The 19,654-nt window shown below is 46.5% G+C and carries 15 protein-coding genes and 2 tRNA genes; 16 read left to right on the top strand and 1 reads right to left on the bottom strand.

What is annotated here, in order from left to right; genetic code table 11:
• The first annotated feature begins 43 nt into the window (after positions 1-43).
• From GPK88_RS12385 to GPK88_RS12375, 3 genes are all read left to right on the top strand, one after another.
• The gene (locus GPK88_RS12385) at positions 44-271 is read left to right on the top strand and encodes a hypothetical protein (RefSeq protein WP_015526956.1); all 228 of its coding nucleotides are present in this window, start codon (positions 44-46) and stop codon (positions 269-271) included.
• Between the two features lie 14 nt (positions 272-285).
• On the top strand, positions 286-663 hold the full coding sequence (locus GPK88_RS12380; RefSeq protein ID WP_021976076.1) for a metal-sensing transcriptional repressor: 378 nt from the start codon (positions 286-288) through the stop codon (positions 661-663).
• Positions 664-758: 95 nt separating this feature from the next.
• The gene (locus tag GPK88_RS12375) at positions 759-1,595 is read left to right on the top strand and encodes an Mrp/NBP35 family ATP-binding protein (RefSeq protein WP_021976075.1); all 837 of its coding nucleotides are present in this window, start codon (positions 759-761) and stop codon (positions 1,593-1,595) included.
• A gap of 107 nt (positions 1,596-1,702) precedes the next feature.
• Here the strand turns inward: GPK88_RS12375 and GPK88_RS12370 are convergent, their stop codons facing one another.
• Entirely contained in the window at positions 1,703-2,581 is an 879-nt protein-coding gene (locus tag GPK88_RS12370) for a LysR family transcriptional regulator (protein WP_118071075.1), read from the bottom strand.
• 153 nt (positions 2,582-2,734) lie between these two features.
• Here GPK88_RS12370 and GPK88_RS12365 point away from each other — a divergent pair, with 153 nt between their 5' ends.
• From GPK88_RS12365 to ftsX, 13 genes are all read left to right on the top strand, one after another.
• Positions 2,735-6,490, top strand: a complete 3,756-nt coding sequence (locus tag GPK88_RS12365) for a phosphoribosylformylglycinamidine synthase (protein WP_173762655.1) — start codon at positions 2,735-2,737, stop codon at positions 6,488-6,490.
• 184 nt (positions 6,491-6,674) lie between these two features.
• Positions 6,675-6,747: transfer RNA gene (locus tag GPK88_RS12360), tRNA-Val, on the top strand.
• Between the two features lie 16 nt (positions 6,748-6,763).
• Positions 6,764-6,837 (top strand) — tRNA-Met (locus GPK88_RS12355).
• 179 nt (positions 6,838-7,016) lie between these two features.
• Positions 7,017-7,982: a diacylglycerol/lipid kinase family protein gene (locus GPK88_RS12350; RefSeq protein ID WP_118071073.1), complete on the top strand. Its 966-nt coding sequence runs from the start codon at positions 7,017-7,019 to the stop codon at positions 7,980-7,982.
• Positions 7,983-8,075: 93 nt separating this feature from the next.
• Positions 8,076-10,193, top strand: coding sequence for a glutamine synthetase III family protein (locus GPK88_RS12345; RefSeq protein ID WP_173763037.1), 2,118 nt, complete (start codon positions 8,076-8,078; stop codon positions 10,191-10,193).
• A gap of 165 nt (positions 10,194-10,358) precedes the next feature.
• Complete coding sequence (locus GPK88_RS12340; protein WP_173763036.1) at positions 10,359-11,276, top strand: AAA family ATPase; 918 nt, start codon at positions 10,359-10,361, stop codon at positions 11,274-11,276.
• The gene (locus tag GPK88_RS12335; RefSeq protein ID WP_173763035.1) at positions 11,269-13,068 is read left to right on the top strand and encodes a vWA domain-containing protein; all 1,800 of its coding nucleotides are present in this window, start codon (positions 11,269-11,271) and stop codon (positions 13,066-13,068) included. The genes GPK88_RS12340 and GPK88_RS12335 overlap by 8 nt, the downstream gene beginning before the upstream one ends.
• A gap of 218 nt (positions 13,069-13,286) precedes the next feature.
• Complete coding sequence (locus tag GPK88_RS12330) at positions 13,287-15,185, top strand: OPT family oligopeptide transporter (protein ID WP_118062114.1); 1,899 nt, start codon at positions 13,287-13,289, stop codon at positions 15,183-15,185.
• On the top strand, positions 15,185-15,559 hold the full coding sequence (locus GPK88_RS12325) for a PqqD family protein (protein ID WP_021976374.1): 375 nt from the start codon (positions 15,185-15,187) through the stop codon (positions 15,557-15,559). Before GPK88_RS12330 ends, GPK88_RS12325 begins: the two co-directional genes overlap by 1 nt.
• A gap of 110 nt (positions 15,560-15,669) precedes the next feature.
• On the top strand, positions 15,670-16,539 hold the full coding sequence (locus GPK88_RS12320; protein ID WP_173763034.1) for a YitT family protein: 870 nt from the start codon (positions 15,670-15,672) through the stop codon (positions 16,537-16,539).
• 136 nt (positions 16,540-16,675) lie between these two features.
• Positions 16,676-17,767 carry a PucR family transcriptional regulator gene (locus GPK88_RS12315; RefSeq protein WP_118062117.1) on the top strand — a complete coding sequence of 364 codons (1,092 nt, stop codon included), beginning with the start codon at positions 16,676-16,678 and terminating at the stop codon, positions 17,765-17,767.
• A 305-nt stretch (positions 17,768-18,072) separates the two neighbouring features.
• Entirely contained in the window at positions 18,073-18,756 is a 684-nt protein-coding gene (ftsE, locus tag GPK88_RS12310) for a cell division ATP-binding protein FtsE (RefSeq protein WP_021976897.1), read from the top strand.
• Positions 18,746-19,651 (top strand): permease-like cell division protein FtsX, encoded by a 906-nt coding sequence (gene ftsX, locus GPK88_RS12305; RefSeq protein WP_173763033.1) that lies wholly within the window; start codon positions 18,746-18,748, stop codon positions 19,649-19,651. Before ftsE ends, ftsX begins: the two co-directional genes overlap by 11 nt.
• Positions 19,652-19,654 lie beyond the last annotated feature (3 nt).

Genomic DNA, 19,654 nt, shown 5'->3' with positions numbered 1-19,654 from the left:
ATTATTATAATAGATAAGATGACAAAGAAAGGAACAGACACGGATGAAAGAGTACGAAGTAATCTGGGAAATTTTTAACAAATGCCCGAGAAATCAGATGCGTGATGTATTTGTGGAAGAAGTGGAGATCGCAGATCCGGAAGCGTATGTGAAACAGAAATTTCAGGGAAAGGATGTCTCCTACGAGAAGACAGTACTGGAAGACGGAACCATCATTTTTGACATTCAGACATCCATGATCCGGCAGCGCTGTTCTTTCACGGAAATCTGAAGGAGGAATTACACATGAGTGATAAAAACGAAACGCATGTGCACGTTCTCGAGGATGGAACCGTTCTTGAACATACCCATGGGGAGCAGGAACATGTGCATACTCATAATGGCACACATCCTCATCATCACAGCCACGCACAGACCAAGGCTGTGCTCAACAGACTTTCCAGGGCCATCGGTCATATGGAATCCATCAAGCGCATGGTGGAGGACGGACGTGACTGCAGCGAGGTGCTGATCCAGCTGTCAGCCGTGAAATCTGCGATCAATAATACAGGCAAGATCATCCTGCAGGATCATATAGAGCACTGTATCGTGGATGCAGTGGAGCATGGAGACCGGGATGCTATCAAGGAACTGGAAAAAGCGATCGACAGATTTATGAAATAAGGTAAGGAGTTCATGAGCAAATCGTGAATGAGGAAAATGCACGGACAGAGAGCCAGTTCTGCCTGTGTAAATACAAAGAATGAGAGGAACCTATTATGGCAAAAGAGTGCAGCAATTCATCCTGCAACAAATCAAGCTGTGAAGGCTGCGGCCAGAAACAGCCCCAGAGCCTCATGGCAGAACCAAATGTTTTTTCTGACGTAAAACATGTGATCGGAGTTGTCAGCGGAAAGGGTGGCGTTGGTAAATCCTTCGTAACAGGCTCCCTGGCCAATCTGATGGCTTCCAAGGGATATAAAGTGGGCATTATGGATGCGGATATCACAGGTCCGTCCATCCCGAAGATGTATGGCATCAAGGGTAATGCACAGGGCAGTGACAACGGAATCTATCCGATGCCAACTGCAAACGGAATTGAGGTTATGTCTGTAAACCTTCTGCTTCCGGATGAGGAGACACCGGTAATCTGGAGAGGCCCGGTCCTTGCAAATATGGTAAAACAGTTCTGGAGTGATGTAATCTGGGGCGAGCTGGATTATCTCTTCGTAGATATGCCGCCAGGAACCGGAGATGTTCCGTTAACTGTATTCCAGTCCCTGCCGATTGACGGTGTTGTGATCGTTACTTCCCCGCAGGATCTGGTCCGCATGATCGTCAAGAAGGCCTATAACATGGCTGATATGATGAAGGTTCCGGTCCTTGGAATCGTGGAGAACTACAGCTACGTGAAATGTCCGGACTGCGGAAAAGAGATCAAGGTCTTTGGTGAGAGCCATATCGACGAGATCGCCGCAGAACTTAAAGTTCCGGTACTTGGCAAGATGCCGATCGATGTGAAACTTGCAGAGCTTGCAGACAGCGGCCTGTTCAGCAAGATCGAGAACGAGTATATCACTGCGGCAGCAGATGTAATGCCAAAAGATGAGGCGTAAGAAATAAAAAGACAATAACAGAAAAGACCATCGGAATCCGATGCAGTAAGGATTGAGAATATCCTTCGTGCAGATTCCGGTGGTCTTTTTGTCAAGCAGTTATTTGGTTAAATCTGGGAAAAATATTTCAGGAAGCACTGAGCAGCCTGGGAAAGCTGCAGCGCTTCATGATGAGCAATCACGGCACTTCTTGCAGGCAGTGGTGTTTTCAGGTGGACCGGTTCCAGGCCAGGGCGGTTGCGGAGCATATAGTCCGGGATACAGGCAATGCCAAGTCCGATTTCCGCAAGGTCGATCAGAAGATCGTTGCTGTTCAGCTCCACCTCAGGCAGCAGCTTCAGTCCCTGGGCCGCAAATACCTGATGAAGGTATTCGCTGGTGGTGCTCTTCGCAGCAAGCATCAGGATGGGATAATCCAGAAGATTTTCCAGGGAAAGAGGCGTTTTTCCCATGGTAAAATAATCCGGGTTTGCCACGAAGATATCACGGAATTCCAGTACAGTCTGAAGTTTGGTGTGGGAAGAAAGCCGGGAGTTGGGGTAGTTGGTGACGATCAGTTCTGCCTGGCCGTTTTCCAGAAGCTCCGCACATCCGATGGAAGTGCTGTTGATGATCTTGATCCGCACTTCCGGGTGGTCCTTGTGGAACCGGCGGAGATAAGGAATGAGGAAATAACGGCACAGAGTATCGCTGGCACCGATCCGAAGCTGGCCGGTAAGATTCCCTTCGCCGGAAAGGGCTGCCTCTCCTTCGTTAAGCATGGAAAGGGCGGGTTTTACGTGCTGGAGAAGAAGCTCCCCCTCAGGAGTCAGGATCACCCGTTTGGTGCTTCTCACAAATAAGGTGTGGCCCAGCTTTTTCTCCAGGTTTTTGACCGCCTGGCTGACTGCAGACTGGGAAATAAAAAGCTGTCTGGAAGCCTCCGAAAAGCTAAGGGTTGTGGCCACGTAATAAAATACTTTGTAGAGTTCAAGATTGATATCCATATGTAAAAATCCTCCGCTTATAAATGATATAAGATATATTAATTTTACTAATGATATTTCCTATGATACTATATTTTCAGCAGAAAAGAAAGACAGAAATGCTTTCTGCACGTTTACCATCCTTATTATCGGATATAGAGAAAGGAGCCTTCTATGAGCAACGTAAGACGTGTGTATGTAGAAAAGAAACCTGCCTTTGCAGTAAAAGCAAAGGAACTGAAACATGAGATCAAACATTATCTTGGCATCAGCACTGTGACAGCAGTCCGTGAGCTGATCCGTTATGACGTGGAGAATATCTCCGATGAAGTATTTGAGAAAGCCTGCAAGACCGTATTTGCAGAGCCGCCGGTAGATGATCTGTATCTTGAGAAATTTGATGTGGCAGAGGGCGTACGTGTATTTTCAGTAGAATTCCTCCCTGGACAGTTTGACCAGAGAGCAGACTCCGCTGTACAGTGTGTACAGTTCCTGGATGAGAATGCGGCACCGATCATCCGCTCCGCAACTACTTATGTAATTGAAGGAACTGTGACAGACGCAGAGTTTGAGGCGATCAAACATCACTGCATCAACCCGGTAGACTCTCGTGAGACAGGACTTGAGAAACCGGAGACACTGGTAACTGTATTCCCGGATCCTGAGGATGTGAAGATCTTTGACGGATTCAAGGATATGGCTGAGGCTGATCTGAAAGAACTGTACGATTCTCTGAACCTTGCCATGACATTCAAGGATTTCCAGCACATCCAGAATTATTTTAACAAGGAAGAGAAACGTGATCCTTCCATGACAGAGATCCGTGTTCTGGATACATACTGGTCTGACCACTGCCGTCATACCACATTCTCCACAGAGCTTACCAGCGTGAAGTTTGATGAAGGCGACTATAAGGCTCCAATCGAAAAAACATACGAAGAATATCTGGATGCCCATAAGAACATGTACAAAGGCCGTGATGACAAATTTGTCTGCCTGATGGATCTTGCTCTTATGGCAATGAAGAAACTGAAAGCAGAAGGGAAACTTGCAGACCAGGAAGAGTCCGATGAGATCAATGCCTGCAGTATCGTGGTACCGGTGGATGTGGACGGAAAAGAAGAAGAGTGGCTGATCAACTTCAAGAACGAGACCCACAACCATCCGACCGAGATCGAGCCTTTCGGTGGTGCGGCTACCTGCCTTGGCGGTGCCATCCGTGACCCGCTTTCCGGACGTACCTATGTATATCAGGCAATGCGTGTAACCGGTGCGGCTGATCCGACCGTATCCGTAAAAGAAACTCTGAAAGGTAAACTTCCGCAGAAGAAACTTGTCCGCAGCGCAGCTCACGGCTACAGCTCCTACGGAAACCAGATCGGTCTTGCAACCGGTTCTGTAAAAGAAATCTATCATCCGGACTACGTTGCAAAACGTATGGAGATCGGTGCGGTTATGGGTGCTGCCCCGAGACGTGCGGTTATCCGTGAGAATTCCGATCCGGGAGATATCATCATCCTTCTTGGAGGACGTACCGGCCGTGACGGTATCGGCGGTGCTACCGGTTCTTCCAAGGTCCACACAGAGGCTTCCATCGAGGTCTGCGGCGCAGAGGTGCAGAAAGGTAACGCACCGACAGAGCGTAAGATCCAGAGAATGTTCCGCAGGGAAGAAGTCAGCCATATCATCAAGAAATGTAATGACTTCGGTGCAGGCGGTGTTTCCGTTGCCATCGGTGAGCTGGCACCGGGACTTCAGATCGACCTTGACAAAGTTCCGAAGAAATACGCAGGTCTTGATGGAACGGAGATCGCCATCTCCGAGTCTCAGGAGCGTATGGCTGTTGTGGTTGACCCGAAAGATGTGAATACTTTCCTGAAATACGCAAATGAAGAGAATCTTGAGGCAGTTCCTGTTGCAGTTGTAACCAAGGAGCCACGCCTTGTCCTCAACTGGAGAGGAAAAGAGATCGTAAATATTTCCCGTGCATTCCTGGATACCAACGGTGCACATCAGGAGACTTCCGTTGAGGTTGAGATCCCGTCCAAAGACGGAAACCTTTTCGAAAAACGTCCGGATGTCACAGATGTAAAGAAAAAATGGCTGGATACTCTCGCTGACCTGAATGTATGCTCACAGAAAGGTCTCGTGGAGATGTTTGACGGTTCCATCGGCGCAGGCAGCGTATTTATGCCTCACGGTGGCAAATATCAGCTGACAGAGACACAGTCCATGGTTGCAAAAGTTCCGGTACAGAACGGAAAAACAGAGACAGTTACCATGATGAGCTATGGCTTCGATCCATACCTTTCCTCCTGGAGCCCGTATCATGGAGCATCTTACGCAGTAACCGAATCTGTTGCCAAGATCGTTGCAACCGGTGGTGACTATAAGAAGATCCGCTTCACATTCCAGGAATACTTCCGTCGTATGACCGAAGATCCGAAGAGATGGAGCCAGCCGTTCTCCGCACTGCTTGGCGCTTATGCGGCACAGATCGGATTCGGCCTTCCTTCCATCGGCGGTAAGGACAGTATGTCCGGAACCTTCAATGACATTGATGTTCCTCCGACACTGGTATCTTTCGCAGTGGATGTTGCAAAAGTAAAAGATGTGATCACACCGGAGCTCAAAAAAGCAGGAAGCAAACTAGTATGGCTCCGTGCACCGAAGGATGCTTATGACCTTCCAGATTATCCGGCTCTTATGGAGCAGTATGACAGATTACATAAGGATATCCAGGCTGGTCGTGTGATCTCCGCATATGCACTTGACCGTCACGGAATCGCCGCAGCAGTCAGCAAGATGGCATTTGGTAACGGTATGGGCGTGAAGATCGAGCATAGCCTTGATCCAAGAGATTTCTTTGCCCCGGCATTCGGAGATATCATCTGCGAAGTTCCGGATGGAAAAGTCGGCGAGCTTGCTATCACTTACACAGTGATCGGTGAGGTTACAGACGATGCGAAATTCTCCTACGGCGATACTGAGATCACTCTGAAAGAGGCACTTTCCACATGGGAGGGCACTCTGGAGAACGTATTCAAGACAGCAGCAGGAACCGAGGATGTCAAAGCAGATGACGGTTCCCTTTACAAAGCAGACAGCATCTATGTATGCAAACATAAAGTGGCAAAACCACGCGTATTCATTCCGGTATTCCCTGGAACAAACTGCGAGTACGACAGCACCCGTGCATTTGAGAGAGCAGGCGCTGAAGTAGATGTAAAAGTATTCAAAAACCTGACAGCAGAAGATATCCATGATTCTGTGGAAATCTTTGAGAAAGCTATCAGCCAGGCACAGATGATCATGTTCCCGGGCGGATTTTCAGCAGGTGATGAGCCGGATGGATCTGCTAAATTCTTTGCAACCGCATTCCAGAACGAGAAGATCAAAGAAGCTGTTATGAAGCTTCTCAATGAGCGCGATGGTCTGGCACTTGGTATCTGCAATGGATTCCAGGCCCTGATCAAACTGGGACTGGTACCGTACGGCGAGATCTGTGGTCAGAAAGAGGATTCTCCGACACTGACCTACAACACCATCGGCCGTCATGTATCCAAGATGGTATATACCAAGGTTGTCAGCAACAAGTCTCCATGGCTTCAGAAAGCACAGCTTGGTGGTGTATACTGCAACCCGGCTTCCCACGGTGAGGGACGTTTCGTTGCAAATGATGAGTGGCTGAAGAAACTCAAAGAAAACGGACAGATCGCAACGGAGTATGTACCGGTAGATGAAACAGGCTATGAGGGCGAGTTCAATGTAAACGGTTCTTATATGAACATCGAAGGTATCACAAGCCCGGATGGACGTGTTCTCGGAAAGATGGCGCACAGCGAGCGTCGTGACGCAGGTGTGGCTGTAAATATCTATGGAGAGCAGGATATCAAGATTTTTGAATCTGGTGTAGAATACTTCAAGTAATATCCGTAAGCTTGCAGTGGCAGGGGATTTCAGACCTCCCTGCCACTGTAAAAATACAAAAAAACATATATTTTTTAAAAAATTTAAAAAAAGTGAAAAAAACTGTTGACACAAGTCAGAAACCATTATATAATAGCAAAGCGAGTTGCGGAACAGAAGAGTTCTTAAGACGAGCAACTGTTATGGGATCTTAGCTCAGCTGGGAGAGCATCTGCCTTACAAGCAGAGGGTCATAGGTTCGAGCCCTATAGGTCCCATGTTACAAAAAGATATGGCGAGATAGCTCAGTTGGCTAGAGCACACGGTTCATACCCGTGGTGTCGAGGGTTCGAATCCCCCTCTCGCTACTTAACAAAAGGTCTGAAGATTCAATTTTATTGGGTTTTCGGACTTTTTTTGTTATAAATTTCCGAATGTCTGTGGTAAGACCAGATATAAAAACTTAAGATTGACATTTTACATCGTTTTTTTTATCATAGTAAAAGAATAGACATAACGAATCATTTCGGGAAATGAGGATTGGATAATGAAAAAAAGAATGCTTTTTGTTTTCAACCCCAAAGCAGGAAAAGGAAGAATCAAGACGCATCTGCTGGACATTGTGGATATCTTTAACAAAGGTGGGTACGAAGTGATCATCCGTGCCACACAGGGACCGAAGGATGCTTATGAACAGGTGAAGGAATATGCGGATCAGGTGGATCTGATCGCCTGCAGTGGTGGTGATGGTACACTGGATGAAGTGGTTACCGGAATCGTGGAAGTGGGCAGCCGGACACCCATCGGCTACATTCCTGCAGGAAGCACCAATGATTTTGCCAACAGTCTGTTTATGCCGAAGAGTATGACAGCAGCTGCGTCCATGATCATGGAAGAGCAGATCTACCACTGCGACATCGGTAAATTTAACAATCAGACATTTGCCTATGTGGCTGCGTTTGGACTGTTTACCAATGTTTCCTATGAGACAGACCAGGATCTGAAGAATATCCTGGGACATGTTGCCTATGTGCTGGAAGGGATGAAGCAGCTTTTTGAGGTGAAATCCTATCATCTGAAAGTAACTTCCGATGAGCTGACCGTAGAGAATGATTTTATCTACGGTATGATCAGTAATTCCAGATCTGTAGGCGGTTTTAAGAACCTCACCGGAAAAAATGTGGATATGAATGACGGACTGTTTGAGGTGACACTGATCACCAATCCGAAGAATCCGCTGGAACTTCAGGAGATCATGACTGCACTTCTCACTGCAGAGGATAACACAGATCTGATCTATTCTTTCAAATCCGCACATGTTGTGATTGAGTCGGAGGAGGCTGTTCCGTGGACGCTGGACGGAGAATTCGGAGGAGACCAGACCCGTGTGGAGATCGATAATCTTCATGAGGCCATGAACCTTTATCTCACCAGCAGTAAGAAACAGAAAAAAAGCCGGCTGAACCAGAAAATGCAGGAGCTCAAGGAGATCACCCAGAACAGCGAAGAATGATCCGGGCATCCGAGGACAAGGTGATCATACAGAGGTGAAAACGTCTTTCCTCATAAGAAAGACTGGATATACAGGAACGAAAAGGAGGAAGAAATGGGAGATTATATCAACGTAAAGGAAATCTTTGGCTGCGATGTATTTAACGATTCTGTTATGCAGGACCGTCTGCCGAAGAAGGTATACCGCGAACTGAAAAAGACAATAGAAGAGGGCAAGGAGCTGTCCATGGAGATCGCTGATGTGGTTGCACATGAGATGAAGGAATGGGCCATCGAGAAGGGTGCCACTCATTATTGTCACTGGTTTCAGCCGCTGACAGGCGTTACTGCCGAGAAGCATGACGCATTTGTCACAGCGCCAAGAGAGGACGGCAAGGTACTCTTAAGCTTTTCCGGCAAGGAACTCATTAAAGGTGAGCCGGATGCATCTTCATTCCCGTCCGGAGGACTTCGTGCAACATTTGAGGCAAGAGGTTATACAACATGGGATTGTACCTCACCGGCTTTTGTGCGTCATGATGCAGCAGGCGGAATCTTATGCATCCCTACCGCATTCTGTTCCTATACAGGAGAGGCACTTGACCAGAAAACACCGCTTCTTCGTTCCATGGAAGCGATCAACACACAGGCACTTCGTCTTCTACGCCTTTTCGGAAATACAACTTCCAAAAAAGTAACTCCTTCCGTTGGAGCTGAACAGGAATATTTCCTGGTTGACAAACAGAAATGGCTCCAGAGAAAAGACCTGATCTACACAGGAAGAACACTTTTCGGTGCCATGCCTCCGAAAGGACAGGAGATGGATGACCATTATTTCGGAACCATCCGTCAGAGAATCTCCGCATACATGAAAGAAGTCAACGAGGAGTGCTGGAAACTGGGCGTAACAGCCAAGACACAGCATAACGAGGTTGCACCTGCACAGCATGAGCTGGCTCCGATCTACGCACCGGTAAATATCGCTGCAGACCACAACCAGATCATGATGCGTATCCTTAAAAAAGTTGCCAGCCGCCACGGTATGCGCTGCCTGCTTCATGAGAAACCTTTCGCAGGAGTGAACGGTTCCGGTAAACACAACAACTGGTCCCTGACAACCGATGACGGAATCAACCTTCTTGAGCCAGGTAAAACTCCTCATGAGAATATCCAGTTCCTTCTTGTACTGACCTGTATCCTGAAAGCGGTTGATGAACATGCAGATCTTTTAAGAGAATCAGCGGCAGACGTTGGAAACGACGAGCGTCTTGGCGGAAATGAGGCACCACCTGCAGTTATTTCCGTATTCCTTGGCGAGCAGCTTCAGGACGTGCTGGAGCAGCTGATCAGCACAGGTACTGCCACACACAGCAAGACCGGCGAGATCCTGGATACCGGTGTTAAGACACTTCCGGATTTCATGAAAGATGCAACAGACCGAAACAGAACCTCACCGTTTGCATTCACAGGAAACAAATTCGAGTTCCGTATGGTAGGTTCCCGTGATTCTATTTCCGAGTGCAACGTTGTACTGAACACCATTGCGGCAGAAGTATTCCGCGAGGCATGCGACCGTCTGGAAGCAGCAGAAGATTTTGACACCGCAGTACATGACCTGATCAAAGAGTACGCAACGGAGCATCAGCGTATTGTATTCAACGGAAACGGATATGCACCGGAGTGGGAGGCTGAGGCAAAGAGACGTGGACTTCCGATCCTTCCGTCCATGGTAGATGCTATTCCTGCACTGACTACAGACAAGGCAGTGAAGCTGTTTGAATCCTTCAATGTATTCACAAGAGCAGAGCTTGAGTCCAGAGCAGAGATTCAGTACGAAGGTTATGCAAAAGCCATCAACATCGAGGCCAAGGCCATGGTGGATATTGCAACCAAGCAGATCATCCCTGCAGTCATCCGTTACACAACCGTTCTTGCAGAGTCCATCAATTCTGTAAAAGCAGTAAGTGCAGCGCTTGATGTCAGTGTGCAGACAAGCCTTCTGGAAAAATCTTCCACGCTTCTCGCAGAGACCAAGGCAGCCATGGACAAACTTTCCAGACTGATCGCAGAGGCGGAAGCTCATGAAGAGGGACGTGACCGTGCCGTATTCTTCAGAGAGAGCGTTGTACCGGCAATGAAAGCATTAAGAAAACCGGTAGATGAGCTTGAGATGATTGTGGACAAAGATATGTGGCCGATGCCATCTTACGGCGATCTGATCTTTGAGGTATGATCGGCTGAATAAAATATAAGAAATAAGAGATGTTCCCTGAATGCAGAGGCATCTTTGAAAGCAAATGACGGGACGGATGTAAGATCTGTCCCGTTTTTTACCTGGCGGAGAGAGAAGCTGTAAGGCTTTTATCCGCTTGAATCAGATTCAGGAGTAAATATATATATGAAAGAATTAGAATTTTTAAAAGAACAGAACGTTTCCGAAGACCTGATCCACGGTGTCGCGGAATTCCGGAAAAACTATGGCGTGGATGAGGCAGTACAGGGAAGAGTTACCAGACCGTCCATTCCGTTCTATGGAAAAGAGATCCTGGAAATGGCCATCGCAGGTCTTCTGGAGGGGGAAAATCTCCTCCTTGCAGGTCCGAAAGCCACCGGAAAAAATATCCTGGCCGAAAATCTGGCCTATGCGTTTGGCCGCCCGATCTATAACGTATCTTTCCATGTCAACACAAACAGCGGGGATCTGATCGGAACGGATACCTTTGTAAACAATGAAGTCTGCCTCCGGAAGGGCAGTATCTACCAGTGTGCCGAGTACGGTGGTTTCGGTATCCTGGATGAGATCAACATGGCAAAGAACGATGCGGTCTCAGTCCTTCACGCAACGCTGGACTACCGCCGTTCCATTGATGTTCCCGGATATGACAGGATCGATCTCCATCCGGCGGCACGTTTTATCGGAACCATGAATTATGGATATGCAGGAACAAAAGAGCTGAACGAAGCCCTTGTTTCCCGTTTTCTGGTGATCGATATGCCGGCCCAGACAGAGGAAACTTTAGGGTTCATTTTTAACAAAATGTTCCCGGAAGCAAAAGAAAAAGCAGTGGAACAGTTTATCGGCGTTTTTATGGACCTTCAGAAAAAATCTGTAAACAGTGAGATTTCCACAAAATCCCTGGATCTCCGCGGCCTTCTGGCTGCCATGAAAATCGTCCGCGCGGGACTTTCTCCCCTGGCTGCAGTGCAGATGGGAGTGGTGAACAAAACCTTCGATATTTTTGAAAAAGAGATCGTGGACGATGTAGTCCGTACAAGGATCCCGGAAGAGTGGACAAAGGACGATGTCTATGCGTAAAGATCTGACAGAAGAACTTTCCATTGAAGATTACAAACTGGATCTGGAAAACCGCATCCGGAATCTTCTCTGGACGGTCAGTGGAGATTACACCCTGGAAGTAAAGCCGGATGTATCCCTGTTTCTCCGCTCCAAAGAGATCGCACTTTACGACGGGATCAAACAGGGCGCTTTTGCCAGATATTTTGACAAAAACCTTCTTGGCCTTTACCTTGTGAAAAAGATCTATCTGGATGCGTCGGAGGCGGAACTTACCGGGCTGACACAGCTTTGCATCGAGGCAGCAGTGGGAACGCGGATCTGCGAGGAACGCCCGGGCGTGCGCCGTATGCGGAAAAAAGCGCTGGAAGATATCCTGGATCAGGAATATGAAACCCTGCCTTCCTATGATAAACTGCTGGATCGGCTGAAAGTCGCGGTATTCCGTGACGTTCTTGCAGGAAGTGTGCAACCTGTGGAGAAAAAACTTTCCGCATTCCGGGATCAGATCTATGCCTGTGCAGAAACCGGAGATACCATGGAACTGATCCGGATCATTGACAGGCTTTATAATACAGTGATCGATCCGGATTTTGAGAAGAAAAACGGTTCTCTGGATCGGGTAATGGCAGTGACGCTTGAGGAACTGACGGAATTCGGCTGGGAAGACTATCTCAACGAAGAGATGTATGAGGATGCCCTGGAAAACTATGTGGAAAAGATTACGGACCGGATGACAGATCTTGAGGATTCTTCCCTTACTGAAGATATGGAGGAAAAGCGCAAGGTAAAAAACAAGATCACAGTGGTTTCCGAGGAGGCACTTAAGAAAGCCCACACCTATGTGGAACTGAACTTTGGAAGAAGTTATCTTTCACCGGCAGAAGAAAAAAGAATGAATTATCTGATGTGCCGGGGGATTCACGGGGACTGTACGTTATATTTTACCGAAGGGATCCTGAAAAATCCGGTCCGGGACAATTACCAGTACCAGTATGCCAAACGTCTCCGCAATAAGAACATATGGGTCTATCATGACAAGCACAGGATTGCGAAACGGAATATTTCCATGCTGACGGAACTTCTGAAAAAAGCACTGGTGATCCGAAGTGAAAACCAGGAAGTCCTCTCAGACCGGGGAACCATCGTTCCATCCAGGCTGTGGCGGGTAGGAAGAAGCAGCGAGGCGAATCTTTTTAAACGGATCCTCCGTGGGGATAATACAGATTTTGTGGTAGATGTGCTGATCGATGCCAGCGGTTCCCAGATGAGCCGACAGGGAGATGTGGCGTTGCAGGCCTATATGATCAGTTCTGCCTTAAGTAATGTGGACATCCCCCACCGAGTTATGAGTTACTGTACATTCTGGGATCATACCATCCTGCACAGGTTCCGGGAGTATGATGATCCGGTCTCGGCAGATGATGATATTTTCAATTATGTGACTTCATCTAACAACCGTGACGGGCTTGCCATAAAAGCGGTGGGATACGGTCTTTTACAGAGAGAAGAGGAAAAAAAGATCCTGATCATCTTAAGTGACGGACGGCCCTACGATGTGATCATAAACCGTCCCAATGCAAAAAATCCGGCACCTTATCAGGGAAAATATGCCATCGCAGACACTGCAACAGAAGTGCGCCGCCTCCGCAGCCAGGGGGTCAGTGTTCTGGGAGTATTTGCGGGAGAAGAGAAGGATCTTGCAGCGGAAAAGAAGATCTTTGGAAAGGATTTTGCCTATATCCGGGATATCGGAAATTTCTCCAAGATCGTAGGACGATATCTGACAAAACAGCTGGAAGCAGATAACTGAAAAAAAACGACATTTTTTTCGGAATGTATAATATTCAATTAACAAGAATACAGTCACTATGTTAGCATAAAAGCTGCATAGTGACTAATTTTTTGCTTATAATTATCCATAAAATTGTAAATAATACATAATATTACAGAGATAATTCCTTGCAAAAATAAGCGAAATTTGTTATACTAGATAACGTTACTAATTTACTAGATAAAGGGAGAGGAAATATGAACGAAAACACAGAGTTCAAACCTTACATTCCGGCGGAGAAAGTTACTCCGGAGCTCACAGTTACATCTGTGATCATGGGATGTATCCTTGCTGTCATCTTCGGCGCAGCCAATGCTTATCTTGGCCTTCGTGTTGGTATGACAGTATCTGCCTCCATTCCGGCGGCAGTTATCTCCATGGGTGTTATCCGCGTACTTCTTCGCAGAAACTCCATCCTGGAGAGCAATATGGTCCAGACTATCGGTTCAGCCGGTGAGTCTCTTGCAGCAGGTGCTATTTTTACCATGCCTGCACTGTTCCTCTGGGCAGAGGAAGGACTTTCAGACAAACCAGGCATCGTTGAGATCACTCTGATCGCACTTTGCGGTGGTATCCTTGGTGTACTTTTCATGGTACCCCTTCGTAATGCCCTCATTGTTAAAGAGCACGCAACTCTGCTCTATCCGGAAGGAACTGCCTGCGCAGATGTTCTTCTTGCCGGTGAGGAAGGTGGAGCAAACGCTTCCACAGTATTCTCCGGTATGGGACTTGCAGCCATCTTCAAATTCGTTGTTGATGGACTGAAACTGCTTCCGGCAGACGTTGCAGCAGCATTCAAATCCTTCAAGGGTGAGATCGGTATGGAAGTTTATCCGGCACTTCTCGGTGTTGGTTACATCGTAGGACCGAAGATCGCATCTTACATGTTCGTTGGTTCCCTTATGGGCTGGATGGTTATCATTCCGATGATCTGCCTGTTCGGACCTGACACATGGATGTACCCTGCAGCAGAGGGAACAACCATTGCACAGCTTTACGCAAACGGCGGAGCAGCAGCAATCTGGTCTACTTACGTTAAATACATCGGCGCAGGTGCCATCGCAACCGGTGGTATCATTTCCCTGATCAAATCCCTGCCGCTGATCGTTACAACCTTCCGTGACTCCATGAAGAGCATGAAAGGAAGCAAGAGCACAAGCACAGCGAGAACCGCACAGGATCTTCCGATGCAGTTCATCCTTCTTGGCGTTTTTGCAATGGTATTTATCATCTGGATCGTTCCGGCTATCCCGGTAACTCTTCTTGGTGCATTTATCATCGTAATCTTTGGATTCTTCTTTGCAACTGTATCCTCCCGTATGGTAGGTCTTGTAGGAAGTTCCAACAACCCGGTTTCCGGTATGGCTATCGCTACTCTTCTGATCGCTACATTTGCAATCAAGAGCTCCGGTAAAACAGGCATCGACGGAATGACAGCAGCGATCGCTGTTGGTTCTGTTATCTGTATCATCGCAGCCATCGCTGGTGATACTTCTCAGGACCTTAAGACAGGATACCTTCTTGGTGCCACACCTAAGAAACAGCAGATGGGTGAGATGCTTGGTGTTGTTGTTTCCGGTCTTGCTATCGGTGGTGTTCTGTATCTTCTGAATGCAGCATGGGGATATGGTACAGCCGAGATCCCTGCTCCGCAGGCTCAGCTTATGAAGATGATCGTTGAGGGAATCATGGGTGGAAACCTTCCATGGGGCCTTGTATTCATCGGTGTATTCCTTGCAATCTGCCTTGAGATCCTTCGTATTCCGGTAATGCCTTTCGCAATCGGTCTTTACCTTCCAATCTACCTGAACGCTACCATCATGATCGGTGGTGTTGTACGTGGATTACTTGACCGCAGAAAAGGTGTTGACGAGAAGACAAAGACAGCTCAGTCCACAGATGGTACCCTGTATTGTGCAGGTATGATCGCCGGCGAGGGTCTTGTTGGTATTCTTCTTGCAGTATTTGCAGTATTCGGTATCAGCCTTGATATGTCTGGTATTGTAAACTTCGGAAATATCGGCGGTGTTGTACTGATGATCATCATGATCCTGTCACTGCTTAAATTCTCTATCTGGAGAAAGAAGAAAGCCTGATGAGAAAAAACAAAAAGGATAAGAAACAGGATATCAACTATCTTGATCTGATCCCGGAAACAAACCAGTCGATCCGGTGGCACCGGGACCTGAAGCAGCGGATCATTCTTGAGATAGAGAATAAAGGTATGTTCAATACTATCGCGCAGAAGGTTTTTGGCAAGCCAAGGTTTTCCAAGGTTCACCTTGATGAAATGGGAACTTTTATCTGGCCTGAGATCGATGGAACAAAAACCGTGCAGGATCTTGCCCTGCTGGTGAAAGAACATTTCGGGGATAAGGCAGAACCGCTTTATCCGAGAATCGTAAAATACTTTCAGATAATGGAAAGCTATGAGTTTGTTCATTTTATAAATAAGAAGACAGACAAATAGCAAAAGAGAACGGGAACGGACGCAAAATAGTGTACGGTCCCGTTCTTTTTATGACACGTCAGTACGGGAAACTGATGCAGTTGTCATATGATAAATGAAAGGAGCACTTTATGAGTCTTGCGGCAAAAAAGAAATGGTATCTGGATTATCTTCTGATCATAGTTGGAACCGGACTGATGGCACTTGCCATCAATTCCGTGTTTGATGCTTCCGGGCTGGTAACCGGTGGTTTTTCCGGTATTGCGATCCTTGTGAAACGATGGACCGGAGGAATCGTAGATGGGGGTATCCCGCTGTGGCTTACCAACATTACCTTGAATATCCCGCTGTTTCTTCTGGGATGTAAGATCAGAGGATTTTCCTTTGTAAAAAAAGCTCTGATCGGAGAAATCTCCCTTTCAACCTGGCTTGCCCTTCAGCCGGTGTGGAATATCGCGGGAGATGATCTTCTTCTGGCTGCTGTATATGGTGGTGTGATCCAGGGAATCGGTATCGGAATGGTTTTCCTTGGACAGGGAACCACAGGCGGAACAGATATGATGGCAGCGCTGATCCAGAAATATCTGCGTCATTATTCCATCGCACAGATTATGCAGTTTATTGACGGTCTTGTTGTAATTGTGGGTATGTATGTGTTTGGCATCCAGCGTGCTCTGTATGCCATCATTGCAGTTTATCTGGTAACAAAAGTATCCGACAGCCTGATCGAAGGTCTGAAGTTTTCCAAGCAGACATTTATCATTACGGAGAAGCCGGATGAGGTGGCAAAAGTCATTATGGAAGACCTGGACCGCGGGGCAACCGGAATCTGTGGCAAGGGTATGTACTCCGGCCAGGAGAAAACCATCATCTTCTGTGTGGTAAATAAGAAGGAAATCGTGAAGCTGAAAGAGCTGGTGGATGATATTGATCCCGATGCTTTTGTGATTGTTTCCGATGCAAGAGAGGTTCACGGAGAAGGCTTTATAGAGAAAAATTAGGCGGATTTCAACAAAAATTTGTAAATTTTTTCAGTTTTCCTCTTTTATTTTTGGTGATTTTGTATTAAAATAGCCATAGATAGAGAGGGAAAGACAGAAGATAAGCATACACATAAGTGAGAAGGGATTGAACGGAATGATATCGAATCAGGTGTTACAGAATACGCTCGAGGGACTTAAAGAAATATCAAGGACGGAATTTTGTGTCATTGACACAGACGGTAAGGTACTGGCGTCTACCTTTTCTGATTTTGAAATCCAGCCGGCAGATATCCAGGCTTTTGTAGAATCCCAGGCGGACAGCCAGCTTGTCAAGGGATTTCAGTACTTTAAGGTCTGTGATGATTATCAGTTGGAATACGTCCTGGTAGCCCATGGAGATGATGAGGATACTTATATGGTAGGTAAACTTGCAGCCTTCCAGATCCAGAATCTGATCGTAGCGTACAAGGAGCGTTTTGACAAGGACAGCTTTATCAAGAATCTTCTTCTTGATAATCTTCTTCTGGTGGATATTTACAACAGAGCGAAGAAACTTCATATTGAAGCAGATGTCCGTCGTGTAGTCATGATCCTGGAACTGAACCAGGAGAAAGATCACAGCTCCGTGGAGAGCGTGAAGAGCCTTTTTGGCGGAAAGAGCAGAGATTTTATCACTGCAGTTGATGAGAAGAGCATTATTATTGTCAAGGAACTGGAAGAAGGAGAGGGCTATCCGGAGATGGATAAGCTGGCTCACACCATTCTGGATACTCTTGACCTGAATAAAGACGGTGAGGATGTCCATATGGCATACGGTACCATCGTCAATGAGCTGAAGGAAGTTTCACGTTCCTATAAGGAAGCGCGTATGGCGCTTGATGTAGGTAAGATCTTCTTTGGAGACAAGGAAGTGATCGCATACAGCTCACTGGGAATCGGACGACTGATCTACCAGCTGCCTATTCCTCTGTGTAAGATGTTTATCCGTGAGATCTTTGATAACAAATCTCCGGACGACTTCGATGAGGAGACACTTGTCACCATCGATAAATTCTTCGAGAATAGCCTGAATGTATCCGAGACTTCACGTCAGCTGTACATTCACAGAAATACACTGGTATACCGCCTGGATAAACTCCAGAAGAGTACCGGATTGGATCTTCGGGTGTTTGAGGATGCCATCACATTTAAGATTGCACTGATGGTTGTGCGTTATATGAAGTACATGGAAACGCTTGAATATTAATATCATCAGATCAGATTTTTTGACTGCTGCCTGTTCCTTACCGGAATGGGCGGCAGTTTTTGTATGATTTTTTTGCAGCGGGATATCGTGTGCCTTCAATAATAATTTGAAGATTTCACATGAACTTCACAGATAACCCTTGGGGCTCTATTGTATTTTTTGCATTTTTATTATAAAATAAATAACTCGAAGAGGGCTGTTACAGCCTGAAAAATTTATTCTTGCATTTATGCGAGATATATATTACAATAATGTTACAAAAAAGTTAAGATAATTATGCTTTTGCAATATAGAGGAGGATACATATGATCGATCTTGTAGATGTGAGCAAATCTTATGGTCCGGGTCTTCCGGCTGTGAATCATGCGAACTTACATGTTGATAAAGGGGAATTTGTATTTGTAGTAGGAAGCAGTGGTTCCGGTAAATCCACACTGATCAAGCTTCTGATGAAAGAGCTGGATTCTACCAATGGAACCATTACAGTCAGCGGAGAACGTCTGGAGAAGATGAAACACAGACGTGTGGCCAAATATCGCAGAAAGCTTGGCGTAGTATTTCAGGATTTCCGCCTGTTAAAAGACCGTAATGTATATGAGAACGTAGCATTTGCACAGCGTGTTATCGGAAGACCGACCCGCGTGATCCGTAAACGTGTTCCGGAGGTTCTCCAGGAAGTAGGTCTTGCAGGGAAATATAAGGCATATCCGGATGAACTTTCCGGTGGTGAGCAGCAGAGAGTTGCCCTTGCCAGAGCACTGGTAAACCGCCCGGACATCCTTCTGGCAGATGAGCCAACCGGAAACCTGGATCCGAAGACTTCCGAGGAGATCATGGCTCTGATGGAGCAGATCAATGACAGAGGAACCACCGTTCTGGTAGTCACCCATAACAAAGACATCGTCAATGCCATGCGTAAACGAGTAGTCACCATGCACAATGGAAAGATCATCAGCGATGAGAAAGAGGGAGGATATCATGAGGCCTAGTACGATCTGGTATACCCTGAAGCAGGGATTTAAGAATATAAAAAGAAACTGGATGTTTTCCCTGGCATGTATCATTACAATGGCTGCATGCATCTTTCTGGTAGGAATTTTCTATTCTATTGTTAACAACGTAAATTCCATAGCACATAAAGTAGAAGAAGAAGTGCCAATTACGGTATTCTTTGATGAGGGAACTACAGAGGAAGAGATCCAGGCAGTCGGCGCTGCCATTCAGGCCAGACCGGAAGTTGCCAGAATGGATTATCAGTCTGCAGACCAGGCGTGGGAAGATTATAAACAGAAATATTTTGGCGATGAAGATGCAGCAGATGGATTTAAGGATGATAATCCTCTTGCCAATTCTTCCAACTATCAGGTATATCTTAACGATATCACCAAGCAGACAGAGCTGGTAAATTATATCCAGAGTCTGGATCATGTCCGCAAGGTAAATCAGTCTGAGCAGGCTTCTAAGACACTGGGATCTATTAACAAACTGGTTTCTTATGTATCCATTGCCGTCATTGCAATCCTTTTGATCATTTCTGTATTCCTGATCAGCAATACTGTATCGATGGGTATTTCGGTCCGTAAGGAAGAGATTGGTATTATGAAATATATAGGAGCTACCGATGCATTTGTACGTCTTCCATTCCTTCTGGAAGGAATTATTCTGGGTGTGATCGGCGCAGCCATTCCGCTGGTTGGACTGTTCTTCCTGTATAATTCTGCAGTTGAGTTTATCCTGATGAAATTCAATGTGCTCACCGGTATTGTGGATTTTATTCCGATCTGGCAGATCTATGAAGGACTGATCCCCATGGGTCTTGGTCTTGGTGTTGGAATCGGTCTTCTGGGAAGCTTCTTCACAACAAGAAAACATCTCAGAGTATAAGAA

It is taken from the genome of Blautia sp. MCC269, assembly GCF_018785655.1.
Classification (GTDB): Bacteria; Bacillota; Clostridia; order Lachnospirales; family Lachnospiraceae; genus Blautia_A.
Note: the sequence above shows the minus strand (reverse complement) of the source record. Positions and strands in the feature narration are given on the sequence as shown.